At 48.8% G+C, this 15,507-nt stretch carries 13 protein-coding genes; 7 read left to right on the top strand and 6 right to left on the bottom strand.

Features of this window, described 5'->3' with window-relative positions:
- The first annotated feature begins 189 nt into the window (after positions 1-189).
- The 7 genes from C1A02_RS06205 (at position 190) to C1A02_RS06175 (ending at position 8,849) form a co-directional block, all read left to right on the top strand.
- On the top strand, positions 190-2,262 hold the full coding sequence (locus C1A02_RS06205; RefSeq protein ID WP_101697331.1) for an elongation factor G: 2,073 nt from the start codon (positions 190-192) through the stop codon (positions 2,260-2,262).
- A 246-nt stretch (positions 2,263-2,508) separates the two neighbouring features.
- Positions 2,509-3,735: a sodium/glutamate symporter gene (gene gltS, locus C1A02_RS06200; protein WP_101697503.1), complete on the top strand. Its 1,227-nt coding sequence runs from the start codon at positions 2,509-2,511 to the stop codon at positions 3,733-3,735.
- A gap of 149 nt (positions 3,736-3,884) precedes the next feature.
- Positions 3,885-4,466 (top strand): DUF4830 domain-containing protein, encoded by a 582-nt coding sequence (locus tag C1A02_RS06195; RefSeq protein WP_101697330.1) that lies wholly within the window; start codon positions 3,885-3,887, stop codon positions 4,464-4,466.
- Between the two features lie 364 nt (positions 4,467-4,830).
- Positions 4,831-5,568 carry a pseudouridine synthase gene (locus C1A02_RS06190; protein ID WP_101697329.1) on the top strand — a complete coding sequence of 246 codons (738 nt, stop codon included), beginning with the start codon at positions 4,831-4,833 and terminating at the stop codon, positions 5,566-5,568.
- Between the two features lie 204 nt (positions 5,569-5,772).
- Complete coding sequence (locus C1A02_RS06185; RefSeq protein WP_101697328.1) at positions 5,773-6,885, top strand: ABC transporter ATP-binding protein; 1,113 nt, start codon at positions 5,773-5,775, stop codon at positions 6,883-6,885.
- Positions 6,886-7,392: 507 nt separating this feature from the next.
- Positions 7,393-8,334: a threonine ammonia-lyase gene (locus tag C1A02_RS06180; RefSeq protein ID WP_101697327.1), complete on the top strand. Its 942-nt coding sequence runs from the start codon at positions 7,393-7,395 to the stop codon at positions 8,332-8,334.
- A gap of 29 nt (positions 8,335-8,363) precedes the next feature.
- Positions 8,364-8,849: a RidA family protein gene (locus C1A02_RS06175; RefSeq protein ID WP_101697326.1), complete on the top strand. Its 486-nt coding sequence runs from the start codon at positions 8,364-8,366 to the stop codon at positions 8,847-8,849.
- Positions 8,850-8,969: 120 nt separating this feature from the next.
- Here C1A02_RS06175 and C1A02_RS06170 read toward each other — a convergent pair whose 3' ends face one another.
- The 6 genes from C1A02_RS06170 to aroF are packed head-to-tail and all read right to left on the bottom strand — an operon-like array spanning position 8,970 to position 15,443.
- Entirely contained in the window at positions 8,970-10,091 is a 1,122-nt protein-coding gene (locus C1A02_RS06170) for a bifunctional chorismate mutase/prephenate dehydratase (protein WP_101697325.1), read from the bottom strand.
- Positions 10,088-11,179, bottom strand: coding sequence for a chorismate synthase (gene aroC / locus C1A02_RS06165; protein ID WP_101697324.1), 1,092 nt, complete (start codon positions 11,177-11,179; stop codon positions 10,088-10,090). The genes C1A02_RS06170 and aroC overlap by 4 nt, the downstream gene beginning before the upstream one ends.
- Entirely contained in the window at positions 11,169-12,428 is a 1,260-nt protein-coding gene (gene aroA, locus C1A02_RS06160) for a 3-phosphoshikimate 1-carboxyvinyltransferase (protein ID WP_101697323.1), read from the bottom strand. Before aroA ends, aroC begins: the two co-directional genes overlap by 11 nt.
- Positions 12,425-13,498: a 3-dehydroquinate synthase gene (aroB, locus tag C1A02_RS06155; RefSeq protein WP_101697322.1), complete on the bottom strand. Its 1,074-nt coding sequence runs from the start codon at positions 13,496-13,498 to the stop codon at positions 12,425-12,427. Before aroB ends, aroA begins: the two co-directional genes overlap by 4 nt.
- Positions 13,498-14,367 (bottom strand): prephenate dehydrogenase, encoded by an 870-nt coding sequence (locus C1A02_RS06150; RefSeq protein WP_101697321.1) that lies wholly within the window; start codon positions 14,365-14,367, stop codon positions 13,498-13,500. Before C1A02_RS06150 ends, aroB begins: the two co-directional genes overlap by 1 nt.
- 59 nt (positions 14,368-14,426) lie before the next feature.
- Entirely contained in the window at positions 14,427-15,443 is a 1,017-nt protein-coding gene (aroF, locus tag C1A02_RS06145; protein ID WP_101697320.1) for a 3-deoxy-7-phosphoheptulonate synthase, read from the bottom strand.
- Positions 15,444-15,507: the final 64 nt, after the last annotated feature.

The raw sequence follows: 15,507 nt of genomic DNA, 5'->3' as shown, positions 1-15,507 counted from the left end.
AAAAAATACTTATTCAAAGCGTTTAATTTATGAGAAAGCATTGCGTCTTATGTGAATTTAGGATATAATTGGAATCAATAACTGGGACAGGATTGTTATAAATATCTATATTTTAACTGTCCGTATAGAACGGTTTCCCGGCATTACCCTACTGCCCCGGCTGGGGCAAGTTGAAAGGAGTTTTACCAAGTGAAGCAGTATCATGCAAAAAACATTCTGAACATTGCAATCGCGGGCCACAGCGGTTCGGGAAAGACCACGTTGGCGGAGGCATTACTGTTTTTGTCCGGTGCGTCCGACCGACTGGGAAAGGTAGGGGAAGGAAATACGGTATGTGATTTTGATCCCGAAGAAATCCGCAGAAAGGCATCCGTAGCCACTGCGGTAGCTCCTTTGGAATGGAAAAATCATAAAATTAATTTGATTGACACGCCCGGACTGTTCGATTTTGAAGGCGGATTGTCTGAAGCGGTTCGCGCTGCAGATTCGGTGCTGATTACCGTATCCGGAAAATCGGGTGTTCTGGTAGGAACAGAAAAGGCCAACCAGGCGGCAACCGCCCGGGGGCTTTCCAAAATATTTTTTGTCAACGGCCTTTGCGACGAAAGCGCCCGTTTTTACCGGGTGTTTGAAGATTTGAAATCCAGTTTTGGCCCGTCGGTCTGCCCGGTGGTAGTTCCTTACATAGTGGATGGCAATGCAGATTGCTATGTAAATATTTTGGAATATAAGGCGTACCGGTATCAGAACGGAGTGGCGTCTGAAGTGCCCATGCCCGATATGGGTGATCGACTGGAGGGGCTGCGCACCGCCATTTATGAAGCGGTTGCCGAAACCAGTGACGAAATGTTTGAAAAATATTTTTCCGGCGAGCAGTTTACGCCGGAAGAAGTCATTGTTGGAATCAGCAAGGGTGTTAAAAACGGCACCATTAGCCCGGTGTTCTGCGGCGATGCCCAGTTGACCTATGGAATTGAACACCTGCTCAACGGCCTGATTTGGCTGGCCCCTTCTGCTGAAGAAAAAGGCGGCGAGCTGGGCATGGATATGGATGGAAACCCGGTGGAGCTTTCTGTCAATGAGGACGGTGCGGCTGCGGCTGTGGTGTTTAAAACCATTGCGGATCCTTTTATTGGTAAATTGTCTTATTTAAAGGTAATTTCCGGTAAAATCACATCGGAAACACCACTGGTCAATATGAGAACCGGGAACCCGGAAAAAGTCGGAAAAATTGTTACGATGCGCGGCAAAAAGCAAGAGGAATCCCAGGGGCTGATAGCCGGTGACATTGGTGCTGTGCCGAAGCTTCAGGGAACTGCAACGGGCGATACTTTGTGCTCGCCTGCCCGCAAAGTGACGCTGGAAGGTGTGGCTTATCCGTCACCCACTCTTTCAATGGCGATTGTTCCCAAAAGCAAGGGCGAAGAAGATAAAATCGCCCAGGGAATTTTGCGCCTGCTGGAAGAAGACCCCACTTTGCGCTTTGTCAATAACGCAGAAACCCGCCAGATGGTTTTGACCGGGTTGGGCGAACAGCATTTAGATGTAATCGTGTCAAAGCTCAAGAGCAAGTTTGGGGTGGAAATTACATTAACACAGCCCAAAGTTCCTTATCGTGAAACAATCCGTAAAAAGGTACAGATTCAGGGACGCCACAAGAAACAGACTGGCGGACATGGCCAGTTTGGTGATGTGTGGATTGAATTTGGGCCTTGTGACTGTGATGACCTTGAGTTTGCAGAAAGGGTTGTGGGCGGCTCGGTTCCGAAGGGATTCTTCCCCGCGGTGGAAAAGGGCTTGCGGGAATGCATTCAAAAGGGGCCGCTGGCAGGATATCCTGTGGTAGGGCTTCGGGCTACGTTATATGATGGCTCTTATCACCCGGTGGACTCTTCAGAAATGGCCTTTAAGCTGGCGGCGGCTGTAGCATACAAAAACGGAATGCCTCAGGCGAATCCGGTTTTGCTGGAGCCGATCGGCACGCTGAAAGCCACTGTTCCCGATGCCAACACCGGCGACGTGATGGGAGAAGTAAACAAACGGCGCGGCCGGATTATGGGTATGAATCCGGCCACGGCGGGGCTTCAGGTGGTGGAAGCGGAAGTTCCCATGGCCGAAATGCATGATTTTACAACCTTTATCCGTCAGGTGTCGCAGGGACGCGGCAGCTTTACGTTTGCCTTTGTTCGCTATGAAGAAGCGCCGGCACAGGTTTCTCAAAAAGTGGTGGCTTTGGCCAAGGCCGCAGAAGGGGAAAATTAAAGGTTGGACAGAAGTCTATCTTATGGATGACCCGAAAGAATGATGCGGTAATAGAAAAAACATAATTGGTTTCGATCCCGACATATTTATAAATCGGGATGCTGATGCCAATGCAAAGGAAGCGGAACCCCGTGGGGATTTTAAGTCTCTGCGGGCAGGCTGTACACCAGCCTGTTCCGCTTCCTTTTTTATTGCATGGCAGATTTTCATTCCACACAAAATTCTGAATGCTTGGGGGCGGGTAGTGTGCGTATTGAAATGCTGAATTCTGTATTGACCTTTACCTTTGACAACATCGGAACCATGACCTTAGCTTCGATTTTTCTGTTAATTGGCTATTGGATGAAAAGAAAAGTCTATTTTTTAGAAAAATTCTGTATCCCTGCCCCGGTAGTGGGCGGATTTCTGTTTGTGTTTCTTAATTTTGGATTTTACCTGAGCGGCATTATTCATTTTCAATTTGACTCTTCTCTTCAGGCGGTATTTATGCTGGCGTTTTTCACTACCGTAGGGTTGGGGGCCAGCCTGAAGGTTTTGCTCACCGGAGGAAAACTGCTGGTGGTTTACTGGCTGGTAAATGTGGTGGTAACTGTACTGCAAACCGGAATTGGGGTAGGGCTTGGCCCGCTGGTTGGGCTTCACCCGGCTTATGGCATTGTTTCTGGGCCTGTGGCGCTGGTGGGCGGCCACGGGGGAGCCGCTGCTTATGGCCAAACACTGGAGAGCATGGGGTATCCGGGTGCCAGTTTGGTGGGGCTTGCGGCGGCTACCTTTGGACTGATTGCAGCAAGCCTGATTGGCGGGCCATTGGGCCGCAGGCTGATCATTCAGTATCGCTTAACGCCGGAATCTGATGATAGTTTTCAGATGGATGTAAGTGGCTATGAAGAAGAAAATAAGGCGGAAATGAGTTATGCGGATACCATGAAAAACCTGACTGCTCTGATGCTTTGTATGACACTGGGATCCATGATTGTGGGGTATCTGGGCCAGCTGATTCATATGGCGATTCCCACTTATGTGGGGGCCATGTTCTTTGCAGTTTTGGTACGAAACCTGAATGAAAAATTCCACTTTTATGACTTTCGGCTGGACCTCAATGACAAAGTGGGCGATATCAGTTTAGGAATTTACTTATCCATGGCGCTTTTGACTCTGAAATTGTGGGAGCTGGCAGAGCTGGCGCTCCCGCTTCTGATTGTTCTGGTGACCCAGACGGTTTTGCTGGTACTTTTAACTTATTTTGTGATTTTCCGTGTGCTGGGTAAAAATTATGATGCCGCCGTGATGTGTGCCGGACTCATCGGACACGACATCGGTTCTACCCCCACTGCGGTGGCGAATATGACTACCATTCATGAAAAATTTGGGGTTTCACGCAAGGCGCTGATTATTGTTCCCATTGTTGGGGCCTTTTTAATCGATGTTTTTTATCAGCCATTTGTTATCTGGTGCATCAATGTGCTATGCTGATTACAGTGCCAAATTCAAAACAAGTGACTTTTTGCATTTTGAAAACGCCGCAAAAGAGGTTTTTCTGGCTTTCTTTGAATTTGTTGGGCCGATTTGTGCATGAGAGAGTGCCGCCGTGCATATTTATGTGACACAAGGGGGAGAGTACAATGTTTATGGTATCGGTAAAAGCGAAAAGGAAAAATATTGTTTTAATGATCCTTTTAATATTGATATTGTTGTTGGTGATATTAACCGCTGTTTTGGTTCATGGATCCGGCAGTCAGACCACTATGGCAGGCGGAAAATACAGCGTTAAGGCAGAAACAAATGAAGATCGTGTGGCATTTTTAAAGCAGTTTGGGTGGGAGGTTTCCCCAGAGCCCATTGAAATTCGAGAAGTGACCATTCCTGCGTCTTTTAACGATGTATATGAAAAATACAATGCCATTCAAAAAGAACAGGGACTGGACTTAACCCGTTATGCGGGAAAAATCTGCAAACAATGGGTTTATCAGGTGAATAATGCCATGGATCAGGGCTCACCGGTGCATGCTACGCTGTTGGTTTATGGCGGAAAAGTAATCGGCGGCGACATCAGCTCTACCCCGCTTGACGGATACATGTGCGGATTTTCAGGCAGCGAGCGGATTTCTCCTGACAATATGGCCAAACAGCTTCCGGCAGAATCTCAGGCAAAGGAAGGCAAGAACCTCAGTGAAATTCCCACCAATGCGTGGCCTGTGGATTAATTCAGAAAAACGGGTGAACAGAGAATTTTCTGTTCACCCGTTTTTGTTTTGATTCAGCGCCAAAAAACACAAGATAAAAATTTCTGTGAATTTTATCTAAAACAAAAAATTGAGTTGCCAAAAAACCATTTTTTACCAACTGGTATTAAAAGATTGATACAAGTTATGATATCAAATAGTTCATTTTTGAGTTTTTATGAAATTTATTTATTATGATATCTATTTAAAAAAAACAGAAACAAGAAGGGACGAAGAAAACGAGGGGTATCCCGAACAAGTGTAGGGCGACCCGAAGGCTTTTTCTTGACGCATGCTTTGGGCAAGGGTACAATACTAGAATAGTAAAAAATGTGGGGGTTATTGGATGGCGCTGGAAAGACTGGACAAAATACTGGCATCACAGAATATCGGAAGCCGAAAACAAGTGGGAACCATGATTCGCAAGGGAATGGTCACTGTGAATGGAACCCCGGCGGTGCGCGCGGATCAGAAGATTGACGCCGAAAAGGATGTTATTTCGGTGCAGGGGCATCGGCTGGAGGTGTCCCGCTATGTGTATTTGATGATGAATAAACCAAAGGGTGTGCTGTCCGCTTCCCGGGATACAAGAGCCAAAACGGTAATCGATTTGGTGCCAGAAGAATGGCAAAGGAAAGGATTGTTTCCTGCGGGAAGATTGGACAAAGATACCACGGGACTTTTGATTTTGACTAACGATGGGGATTTTGCACATAAAATGCTTTCTCCCAAAAAAAATATAGAAAAAATATACCATGCTATATTGGACTTTCCTGTTGATTCTGACGATATTACAGCGTTTGTGGAAGGGGTAAAAATGAAGGATTTCGAAGCTCTTCCTGCAAAATTGTGCATTTTGCCCAAAGAACTTTGTGACAGTGGTATTATCCCGTCAGAGCGCCAGGTGCAAGTGTGTATTCGCGAGGGAAAATATCACCAGGTAAAAAGAATGTTTTTATCCAGAGGCAAAACCGTGCAGGAGCTGAGCCGGGTTCAGATCGGCAGCCTGGGGTTGGATTCATCTTTGGCTCCCGGGCAGGTTCGTCTGATGACCAGCGAAGAAATTCTGGCGGTTTTCACCTGAAAAGACAGATGCTTTTTATTACATCTTTTCTTGTTTTATGGGATTTACCTAAACCAAACATGCAAAGTTTGGGTAAAAAAGGTCTGTTAAAATTAAGGCAGTTCTGATATATTAATAAGTATCAAATATTGCTTTGTTCAAAATGAACTAGATAGCCAAAGGCTATGATTTTAGATTCGTCTGAAGATGCTCAGGAGGTTAGTTATGGCAAGTTTATCACTCAGAAACATTTACAAAATCTATTCCGGAGGAGTTACTGCGGTTACTGATTTTTGCTTGGAAATTGAGGACAAGGAATTTATTATTCTGGTTGGTCCTTCTGGCTGCGGTAAATCAACAACGCTGCGGATGATTGCCGGATTGGAAGAAATATCGAAGGGTGAGCTGTATATTGGGGACAAGCTGGCGAACGACGTTGCCCCAAAAGACCGCGATATTGCCATGGTGTTCCAGAATTATGCACTGTATCCCCATATGACTGTGTTTGATAACATGGCGTTTGGGTTGAAGCTGCGTAAAACTCCTAAGGATGAAATTAAGCGCCGTGTGGAAGAGGCTGCCCGTGTTTTAGATATTTCTCACCTGTTGGACAGAAAACCGAAAGCATTGTCTGGCGGTCAGCGCCAGCGTGTGGCTTTGGGCCGCGCCATTGTTCGGGACCCGAAAGTGTTTTTGCTGGACGAGCCGCTTTCTAACTTGGACGCAAAGCTGCGCGCACAGATGAGAACCGAGATCGCCAAGCTGCACAAACGCCTTGGCACTACCTTTATTTATGTAACACACGATCAGACCGAAGCGATGACAATGGCCGACAGAATCGTTGTTATGAAAGACGGTTTTATTCAGCAGGTGGATACCCCGCAAAATTTGTATGAACATCCTGTCAATGAGTTTGTTGCCGGATTTATGGGTTCCCCCCAGATGAACTTCCTGAACGCTATGCTGAATAAAGAAGGCGATCAGTATACCCTGACCTTTGGCAAAACCACGGTTAAAATTCCCAAAGAGAAGACTGCTCAGGTTTCTTTGGATGCTTATGTGGGCAAAGAGGTTACCTTTGGAATTCGCCCCGAAGATGTACATGATGAGCCGGAATTTTTGGCGAAATCTCAAGACAATCTGACTTCTGCGGATGTTGAGGTTACGGAGTTGATGGGTGCGGAAATCTATCTGTACCTGAATTGCGAGGGCAATTCCCTGACTGCTCGTGTTGCCCCCACTTCTACAGCAAAATCGGGCGATAAAATTAACATTGCTTTGGATATGGATAAATTCCATCTGTTTGATAAAGAGACAGAAAAAGCAATTTTGGACTAAAAGATATTTCTGAAAAAGGTTTCTTTTGCCTATTTTATAGTAAAAGGCAGTTTTGTATGAGACCGTCAGGAGTAAATGGCGTTTTTGCATATTTTGTTGAAATCAGCGATTTTACAGTTACATTCCGGTCTTATTTAGAAATGATTTAACTCACTGGAACAGGGCACTTTTTAAAGGAAAGCGCCCTGTTTTTTTATACCATGATGTTAGTACTGCCGCTGTGATATCCAATAGATTGTTCTTTGAGAGTGATGGCAAAAAACGTTTTTGTGCATGGGGGCGAAACCGGCTGAAGGAGAAAAAGGGTGTGGATGTTTGGAATATTCTTTTTTCGTTCCGGGAACACGGTATCAGTTACATTTTATAAGTTGTTTTATATGAAAGGATAGATAAATATCTATTTGCCTGACAGTTGGGGATATGGTAACTTTAAGATGATATATTTCTCTTACAGATATAAAAAGAAAGAGTGCAATCAGGTGATTAATAAAAAGGAGAAGTGACTTTATGGTAACTGCAAAAGAGGTTGCTCAAGCAAAAGAGCGTATTGGCAAATACATTTACGAAACCCCAATCATTCGGATTCAAAATTTGGATGAAGCATTGGGATGCCAGGTTTATGTCAAACCCGAAAATATGCAGAAAACCCACTCGTTTAAACTGCGGGGAGCTCTCAACAAAATTTTGTCCCTTTCCCCGGAACAGCTGGAAAAAGGCATTGTAACGGTTTCGTCTGGGAATCACGGAATCGGTGTGGCCTATGCCGCGAAACTTTTGGGCGTAAAGGCCACGGTGGTTTTGACAGATACCGCGCCGGAAATTAAAATCAACGGAATTCGTGATTTGGGCTCTCAGGTGATGCTGTGTGAACTAAACAGCCGTCAGGCATTGGCTGACAGCTTGGTGGAAGAGCACGGATACACCTTTGTACCCCCTTATGACGATGAAGCGATTATTGCAGGGCAGGGAACTTGTGGATTAGAAATTGTACGCCAGCTGCCGGAAGTGGATGTGATTATGACTCCCGTTAGCGGAGGAGGGCTGGTATCCGGTGTTGCCATTGGCGCAAAAGGGGAAAAATCATCTGTGCGGGTGGTGGGTGCCGAGCCTGCCGTGGTGGCTCGTTATTCTCAAAGCTTGCAGGCTGGGGAACCGGTCAGCTTACCCAAGGCGGCTTCTTTGGCAGATGCTTTGCTGGTAACCCGGCCGGGCAAAACGAATTTTCCGCTGGTCAAACAGCATGTGGATCAGGTAGTGTCTACCAGTGAGGAATATATTATAAAAGCCGTTCAGCTGCTTAGCAGAGAAGGAAAAATCATTGCAGAGCCAGCCTCTTCCATTACCATGGGAGCGATTCTGGAGGGCAACATCCGTTTTAAGCCAGACCAAAAAGTTTGCTTTTTGCTTTCTGGCGGGAATACAGAACTGCCATTTTTAGCATCACTTTAAAGAAATAAATACGATTTTTGGAGGACAAAATGAAGATCGCAGAAAAACTAAAAGAATTAGGAATTGAATTACCGGGATTTAATCTGCCGGCGGCCAACTATTCCCCTGCTGTTCGATGCGGTGATACTATTTTTACCGCGGGTCAGACCCCCAAAAGCGGCGGCAAGCTGGTGTTGACCGGGAAGCTGGGGCAGCAAGTTACCATAGAGCAAGGGTATGATGCGGTAAAGATCTGCGCCCTCAATTGCCTGACTATTATCGATCATTACGCCGGGGGATTGGATAATGTGGCAGCTATTATGAAAATGACGGTGTTTCTCAACACTACCGAAGATTTTGCAGATCACGCCAAGGTGGCCAACGGCGCTTCTGATTTGCTGGTTTCCATTTTCGGCAAAGAGGGCGGATGCCCAGCCCGAAGCGCAGTGGGCACAACCTCGCTGCCGGGGAATGCCCCTTGTGAAATCGAAATGATTGTAAAGCTGAAAGATGCGGACATTCCTGCGAAGGGATAATATCTGCTCTTGTCACTCAGGTTGATTTCCATTCTAAAATAAAAGGACAGCCCCTCTGCTTATTGGCGCAAATTGCCATAAAACAGAGGGGCTGTCCTTTTTCATTATATATAGGGAATTTTATTCCAGTTCCAGATAGTTCCCCAAAAAGGAAAATCGGGGCAGTTCTTCGTGTAAAGATGCAATTAAATCCAATGTTTTGGGCTGATGTACGTTGCCGGTAAAATCCAGATAAAAATCGTATTCAAAATTTTTATCCGCCAACGGCCGGGATTCTATTTTCGTCAGGTTCAGTCCGTTTAAAGCGAACCGGGACAAAACACTGGACAGTGACCCGGTGGTGTGAGGCAAAGAAAAGCACAAGCTGATTTTTTGTGCGTTTGGTGGGATTACGGGGTTACGGCAGACCGCAATAAATCGGGTGCAATTATTGTGGGTGCTTTGGATGTCATAAGACAAAATATCGAGGCCATAGGTTTTGGCTGCTTGCTGGGAGCAAATTACACCGATGGCTCCGCCTGTTTGTGCTACCATTTTGGCTGCCGCTGCCGTGTTGCTGAAGGGGTTGGCTTTCAGCCCGGCACTTTGAATGAAGTCGGCGCATTGCGCCAGCGCTTGAGGATGAGAGTAGATCTCTTGGATTTGCTCCCGGCGGATTCCCGGGGGAGCGGCCAGACAGTGCGAGATGTGAACTGTGGTAGCCGCCACGATAAAGAAACGGTATTTTAAAATGAGATCATACACATCTGATACCGAACCGGCAGAAGAGTTTTCTACGGGAAGAATCCCGAAATCTGCCGTGTGTTCTTCCAGTGCCTGAAAGACATCGCCAAATGCCGGGTAAAAAGTGGGCTGCCCTTGGGGGAACAGCCGCAGTGCCGCCTGATGAGAATAGGCTTGCTCGGCTCCTTGACAGGCAATGCGACGGCTGTCGGGCAAATCCCGGGATGCACCACGAATCAAAGCGCGGATTTCTTCGCCGCTTCCCAAAATCTGATGCTGAATTGCCCGACTGGATTCCATAAAGGCGGTGTAGAGCATACGAATCTCTTTGCCGTACTTTTCGGATCGGGTTTCCATGCGATCCAAAATCTCTTGTTCCCGCTGTGGATTTAAAACCGGCCCGCCAGACTCTTTTTTGATGGCAGCAACCTGTTGGGCACAGTCCAGCCGTGCAGTTAAAAGGGGAAGAAGCTGGTTATCGATCGCATCAATTTTTTTGCGGATTTCTTCCAATGTCATTGTAATTTTCCCCTTTCCGCCATTAAGTTGATGAGACCCAAAGCTACAGCGGACTCTACTACCGGGATAGCTCGGGGCACAATACAGGGATCGTGCCGCCCGTGAATGGAAAGCGTTGTCTTTTCCATGGCGTTAAGATTTACCGTGTTTTGTTCCAAAGAAATAGAAGGAGTCGGTTTGAAAGCGGCCCGAACCAGAACCGGCATGCCGGTGGTGATACCGCCCAAAATGCCCCCGCAATGATTGGTTACGGTTTTTACCCGGCCGTTTTCTATGGAAAAGGCATCGTTGTTTTCGCTGCCCCGCAGAAAGGTGCAGGCAAAACCATCGCCAAATTCCACGCCTTTTACCGCCGGAATTCCAAACAGGACACCGGACAGTACATTTTCTACTCCCCCAAACATGGGGGAACCGATTCCTGAGGGCAAACCGGTAACGGCACATTCTACAATGCCGCCCACACTATCCCCTGACTGACGGGCAGATTCAATCTCTTGCCGCATGGGGGCTTCTTTGCTTTTATCAATAAGAGAAAAATACTGTGTGGAAAGGCGATCTAACAGTTCGTCTGGAATTTGAACCGGATCAAAGGGAGAATCAGCAACCGAGGCAATGCGAAGCACATGGGCGCCAATATGGATTCCCCGGGCAAACAGAATCTGACGGCAAACAGCCCCCGCAAATGTCAGCGGAGCCGTTAGGCGGCCGGAAAAATGTCCGCTGCCCCGCACATCATTGGCCCCGCTGTAACGGATGGATCCGGTGTAATCCGCATGCCCCGGGCGGGGGGTTATACGCAGGTTTTCATAGTCAGAAGATCGGGTATTGGTGTTTTCAATCATACCGCACAAGGGTGCTCCGGTGGTTTTTCCGTTCAGCAGGCCGCTGACAATGCGCACCCGGTCACTTTCTTTGCGTGGTGTTGCGGAGGAATCCTGTCCCGGTGCGCGGCGCGCCATCTGCTGCTCAATTTCTTCTTCCCGAATGGGTTCGCCGGCGGGCAGGTTATCCAGCACCACGCCAATGGCATCCCCATGGCTTTCCCCGAAGATACTGATGCGAATGGAATCTCCAAAGCTAGATGACATTGGCTTTTCCCCCTAATCGGTTGTATTCCGCAAAAAAGTTGGGATAGGATTTGGAAATGCTGTCGGCGTCGGTAATTTCAGTGGGTTCACCGCCCCGCAGAGCGGCAATGGAAAGAGCCATGACGACCCGGTGATCGCGGCAGCCCTGAGCGACTCCTGCTGAGAGGCGTTCGGCCCCGTCAATGATCAGTCCATCGGAAGATTGGGTGACCTTTGCGCCCAAAGCGGTGAGCCCTTCTGTCATGGCGTTGAGCCGATCACTTTCTTTTAGACGAAGCCGGGATGCCCCGGTAATCACCGTGCGGCCTTTGGCCAAGGCAGCGGTTGCTGCCAATACCGGAACCAAATCCGGAATCTGTGCGGCATCAATTTCAATACCGCAAAGCGAAGAACCGGATACCAGAAGCACATCCCCCTGCCATCGGATTTGTGCGCCGAATTGCCGAAACAAAGAAGCTGCTTCCCGGTCACCCTGAGCGGAATCCCGGCGAAGGCCGTGAATGGATAATTCCCCGCCCAAAGCACCAGCCGCCAAAAAGAATGCAGCCTGTGACCAGTCCCCCTCCACTGTGTATTCCCCGGGCTGATACCGCTGCCAGCCCGGAATATTCCAGCCGGAATCAGTGGGCTGAATCGTTACTCCGAAACTTTGTAGAACCGCCAGTGTCAAATCGATGTATCCCGCTGATTCCAACGGAGTTGTCAGCTCAATGCGGCTGTCGCCGGGCAGAAGGGGCAAGGCCAAAAGCAGCCCGGTAATAAATTGAGAGCTAATGTTGCCCGGCAAAGAATACACACCCGGATTCAGGCCGCCGTCTATTGTGAGCGGAAGTCCGCCCTTTGTTTTTAAAATAGCGCCGTGAGGTGGCAGGCATTCCAAATAAGTACCCAAGGGGCGATAAGGCAGGCGGCCCCGGCCGGTCAGGCGGGCATCCACACCCAGCCCTGCCAAAATGGGAATCAAAAAGCGAAGGGTAGAGCCGGATTCTCCGCAGTCAATTTCTGCTTCGTCCTCCCATTTTCCGCTGCTGTCTAAAAACAGGGTTTCCCCTTCCCGGCATACCTGCACCCCAAGGGCTTCAATTGCCCCCAAAGTTGCCCGAATGTCTTCGGAATCCGATACATTAGAAAGGCGGCTTTTCCCTCTGGCTAAAGCGGCACACAGAATTGCCCGGTGTGCGGCGCTTTTAGAAGGGGGAACTGTCACTGAGCCGCAAAGGCGGGAAGGGGATAAAATGGCCCGGTTCATATCCGCGCCTCCTTTCTATATATAATAGAAAGCAAATTGCTTTTGGGAATGGGGTGAACCAAGGAACTGCCGATCTCTTTTAGAAGAATCAAGTTTAGGGTTTCACCCATTCCTTTTTTATCCATAGAAGCGGCCGCAGCCAGTTGTTCCGCCGGAGCGGAATCGTTTACCGGCAGGCCGTATTGTGTCAGTACCCGACTGATTTTCTCTGCAGTTCCCGGTTTGGTAAGCCCTAAGGATTCCCCGGCCCGGCTCATCCATACCATGCCGATGCCCACTGCTTCCCCATGAGTTAATTTTCCGAAGGAATAGTATTGTTCCAGCGCGTGGCCCAAAGTATGCCCGAAATTTAAGAGCATCCGCTCGCCTGTGTCAAATTCGTCGGCTTCCACCACCCGGCGCTTCCAGTCAATGCACTGAAAAATCATTTCCTCCAGCTTTTCGGAATCCTGATCCATTGAATTTTCTTCGATCAGTTGAAACAGGGAGCGGCTTTTGATGCAGCCGTATTTGATGGCTTCGGCCATGCCGTCTGCAAAAAAACGGGGAGGTAGGGTGGAAAGGGTGTTCGGGTCAATCAAAACCATGCGGGGCTGATGAAAGGCGCCTACCAGATTTTTTCCCTGGGGAAGATCCACACCGGTTTTTCCGCCCACAGAAGAATCAATTTGTGCCAGCAAAGAAGTGGGGATTTGAAGAAAACCGATGCCCCGCAAAAAGGTGGCTGCGGCAAAGCCAGCCATATCCCCGGTGACACCGCCGCCCAAAGCCACGATAAAGTCGGTTCGGGTCATGCTGTGTTCGGCCATGGCGGAATAAATCTGTTCGATGGAAGAAAGCCGCTTGCTTTCTTCCCCGGCAGGAAACACAAAGAGTTCGGGCAGAAAACCCGCTTCTTTTAAGGAGTCAGCTGTGCGCTGGGCGTAAAGCGGCGCAACGTTGCTGTCGGTTACAATGAGTGCCCGGCTATTTTCGCGGAACAGCTGGGATGCGTGATGGCCGACCTGATCCAGACATCCCCGTTGGATGAGGATTTGATAGGGTTTTGAGGTTTGAATCATGAGTTCCATTATTCTCCCAGCCTTTCTTTTCTTTCGCGTCCCTGCCGAAGCAAGGCACGAAGTTCTTCTGGATTATTTTCTGAGATTAGGTTTCGAATTTGGGTCAAATTTCCGATAAGGATGTCCAGCTCCCGAGTCAGGGGTGTTTGGTTTTCTAAGAACAGTTCGCTCCACAAAGTTTCATTCATGCGGGCTACCCGGGACACATCCCGGTAGCTTCCTGCCGAATAGCCGGGATGCTGAGGGCAGAGGGGGCTCAGCACATAAGCGCAGGCCAAAGCATGAGGAACCTGAGAGGTAAAGGCGATCATTTCGTCATGATGCTCTGGCGTTGTGGTGATGGTACGGGCCGCCCCTATGTCAAAGGCCAATTCCTCCACCATATGGACGGCGCTGTCGGGCGCTCCGCAGGGAACCAAAAGATAGCTGGCCCCTTGAAACAAATTCGGATCGCTGGCGGAAAATCCGTTTCTTTCTGTGCCCGCCATGGGGTGGCCGCCCACAAAAGAAAATCCAAATTCCCGGGACAATTCTGTCAGCTGGGGGCAGATGGCGCTTTTTATGCCGCAGGTGTCTGTCACAACGGCACCCCGAAGGAAAGAACCTTTTTGCTTTATAAAATCGATGCAGTCTTGGGGATAGCAGCACAGAATTAAAATATCTGCATTTTCCAAGTCTTTGTCATCGGCTTCCTTATAAATTGCACCGCAGTCCAAAGCCTGTTGGATTACGTCTGCGTTCTTATCAATTCCTGTTACCCGGTGACGGGTTTTGGCGGCAATCGCCTTTGCCAAAGAGCCGCCAATCAGCCCCAGACCAACAATGACGATGTTTCGTTCTTTTGGCTGCTGCACAGCGGCGGTTTCTGTTGCCTTCAAAGCTATAACACTCTCCTTACCCGATTTGTCTGCCCCAAAGCGGCAGTTGTGCCATTTGTTCAGCGGGTTTTGCCGAAGACTTTTCCCACTTCAAACAAACGCGAAGCCACGCGATCAAACTGGTTGGGGGTGAGGCACTGGGCACCGTCAGACAGTGCATGGGGTGGGTCGTTGTGTACTTCGATCATCAGGCCGTCGGCTCCGGCGGCTACTGCGGCAAGGGCCAAAGGCTCCACCAGCCAGGCGATTCCGCCGGCGTGGCTGGGATCTACAATAACAGGCAGATGAGAGAGCTTTTTCAGCACCGGCACTGCCGAGATATCCAGCGTGTTGCGGGTGTAGGTTTCATAAGTGCGGATTCCGCGCTCGCACAGAATGACTTTCTCATTGCCGCCCGCCATGATGTATTCGGCACTCATCAGCAATTCTTCAATGGTGCTGGAAAGCCCACGCTTGAGCAGAATCGGCTTATCAATTTTTCCCAGTTCTTTGAGCAGCTCAAAGTTCTGCATATTGCGGGCGCCCACCTGAATGATGTCCACATCCTCAAACAGTTCCAGATGAGACACGCGCATGATTTCAGTTACGATGGGCAGGCCGGTTTTCTTTTTGGCAAGGCTCAGCAATTCCAGACCCTCTGCTTTCATGCCCTGAAAGGAGTAGGGAGAGGTGCGGGGTTTGAATGCGCCGCCGCGCAGGAATTTAGCGCCGGAAGCCTGAACCTGTTCTGCAATGCCGCAGATTTGTTCTTCCCCTTCCACTGAGCAAGGGCCGGCCATCAAAGTCAGGGAGCCGTCGCCGATTTTCTGTCCGCCCGGCAGAGTGATTACGGTGTTGTCCGGGTGAAATTTGCGGTTGGCCTTTTTATAAGGTTCCTGTACGCGCTTGACGCTTTCTACGAAATCCTGTGCGGACAGAGAATCCGTGTCAACGCTGGAGGTGTCGCCTATTAGACCCAGCACGGTTCTTTGCGTGCCCACCCAGGTGTTTACCTGAAGATCATAACGGCTTTGCAGCCTTTCGACAAACTGATCCAGCTGAAGCTTCGTGCATTCCGGTTTTAATACGATGATCATAAAATAACCCTCCTGTATCGTTTTTAGGTAAAGAAATAGGGACGAAGCTGCCCGGCAGCTTCGT

It is taken from the genome of Clostridium minihomine (assembly GCF_900240385.1).
Lineage (GTDB): Bacteria > Bacillota > Clostridia > Oscillospirales > Acutalibacteraceae > Faecalispora > Faecalispora minihomine.
Note: the sequence above shows the minus strand (reverse complement) of the source record. Positions and strands in the feature narration are given on the sequence as shown.

Coding starts and splice junctions, on each gene's coding strand:
- C1A02_RS06185 (WP_101697328.1), top strand. CDS start 5,773: ATGGCAAGTTTATCACTCAGAAACATTTACAAAATCTATTCCGGAGGA.
- C1A02_RS06170 (WP_101697325.1), bottom strand. CDS start 10,091: ATGACATTGGAAGAAATCCGCAAAAAAATTGATGCGATCGATAACCAG.
- aroA (WP_101697323.1), bottom strand. CDS start 12,428: ATGAACCGGGCCATTTTATCCCCTTCCCGCCTTTGCGGCTCAGTGACA.
- C1A02_RS06190 (WP_101697329.1), top strand. CDS start 4,831: ATGGCGCTGGAAAGACTGGACAAAATACTGGCATCACAGAATATCGGA.
- C1A02_RS06175 (WP_101697326.1), top strand. CDS start 8,364: ATGAAGATCGCAGAAAAACTAAAAGAATTAGGAATTGAATTACCGGGA.
- C1A02_RS06195 (WP_101697330.1), top strand. CDS start 3,885: ATGTTTATGGTATCGGTAAAAGCGAAAAGGAAAAATATTGTTTTAATG.
- aroC (WP_101697324.1), bottom strand. CDS start 11,179: ATGTCATCTAGCTTTGGAGATTCCATTCGCATCAGTATCTTCGGGGAA.
- aroF (WP_101697320.1), bottom strand. CDS start 15,443: ATGATCATCGTATTAAAACCGGAATGCACGAAGCTTCAGCTGGATCAG.
- aroB (WP_101697322.1), bottom strand. CDS start 13,498: ATGGAACTCATGATTCAAACCTCAAAACCCTATCAAATCCTCATCCAA.
- C1A02_RS06180 (WP_101697327.1), top strand. CDS start 7,393: ATGGTAACTGCAAAAGAGGTTGCTCAAGCAAAAGAGCGTATTGGCAAA.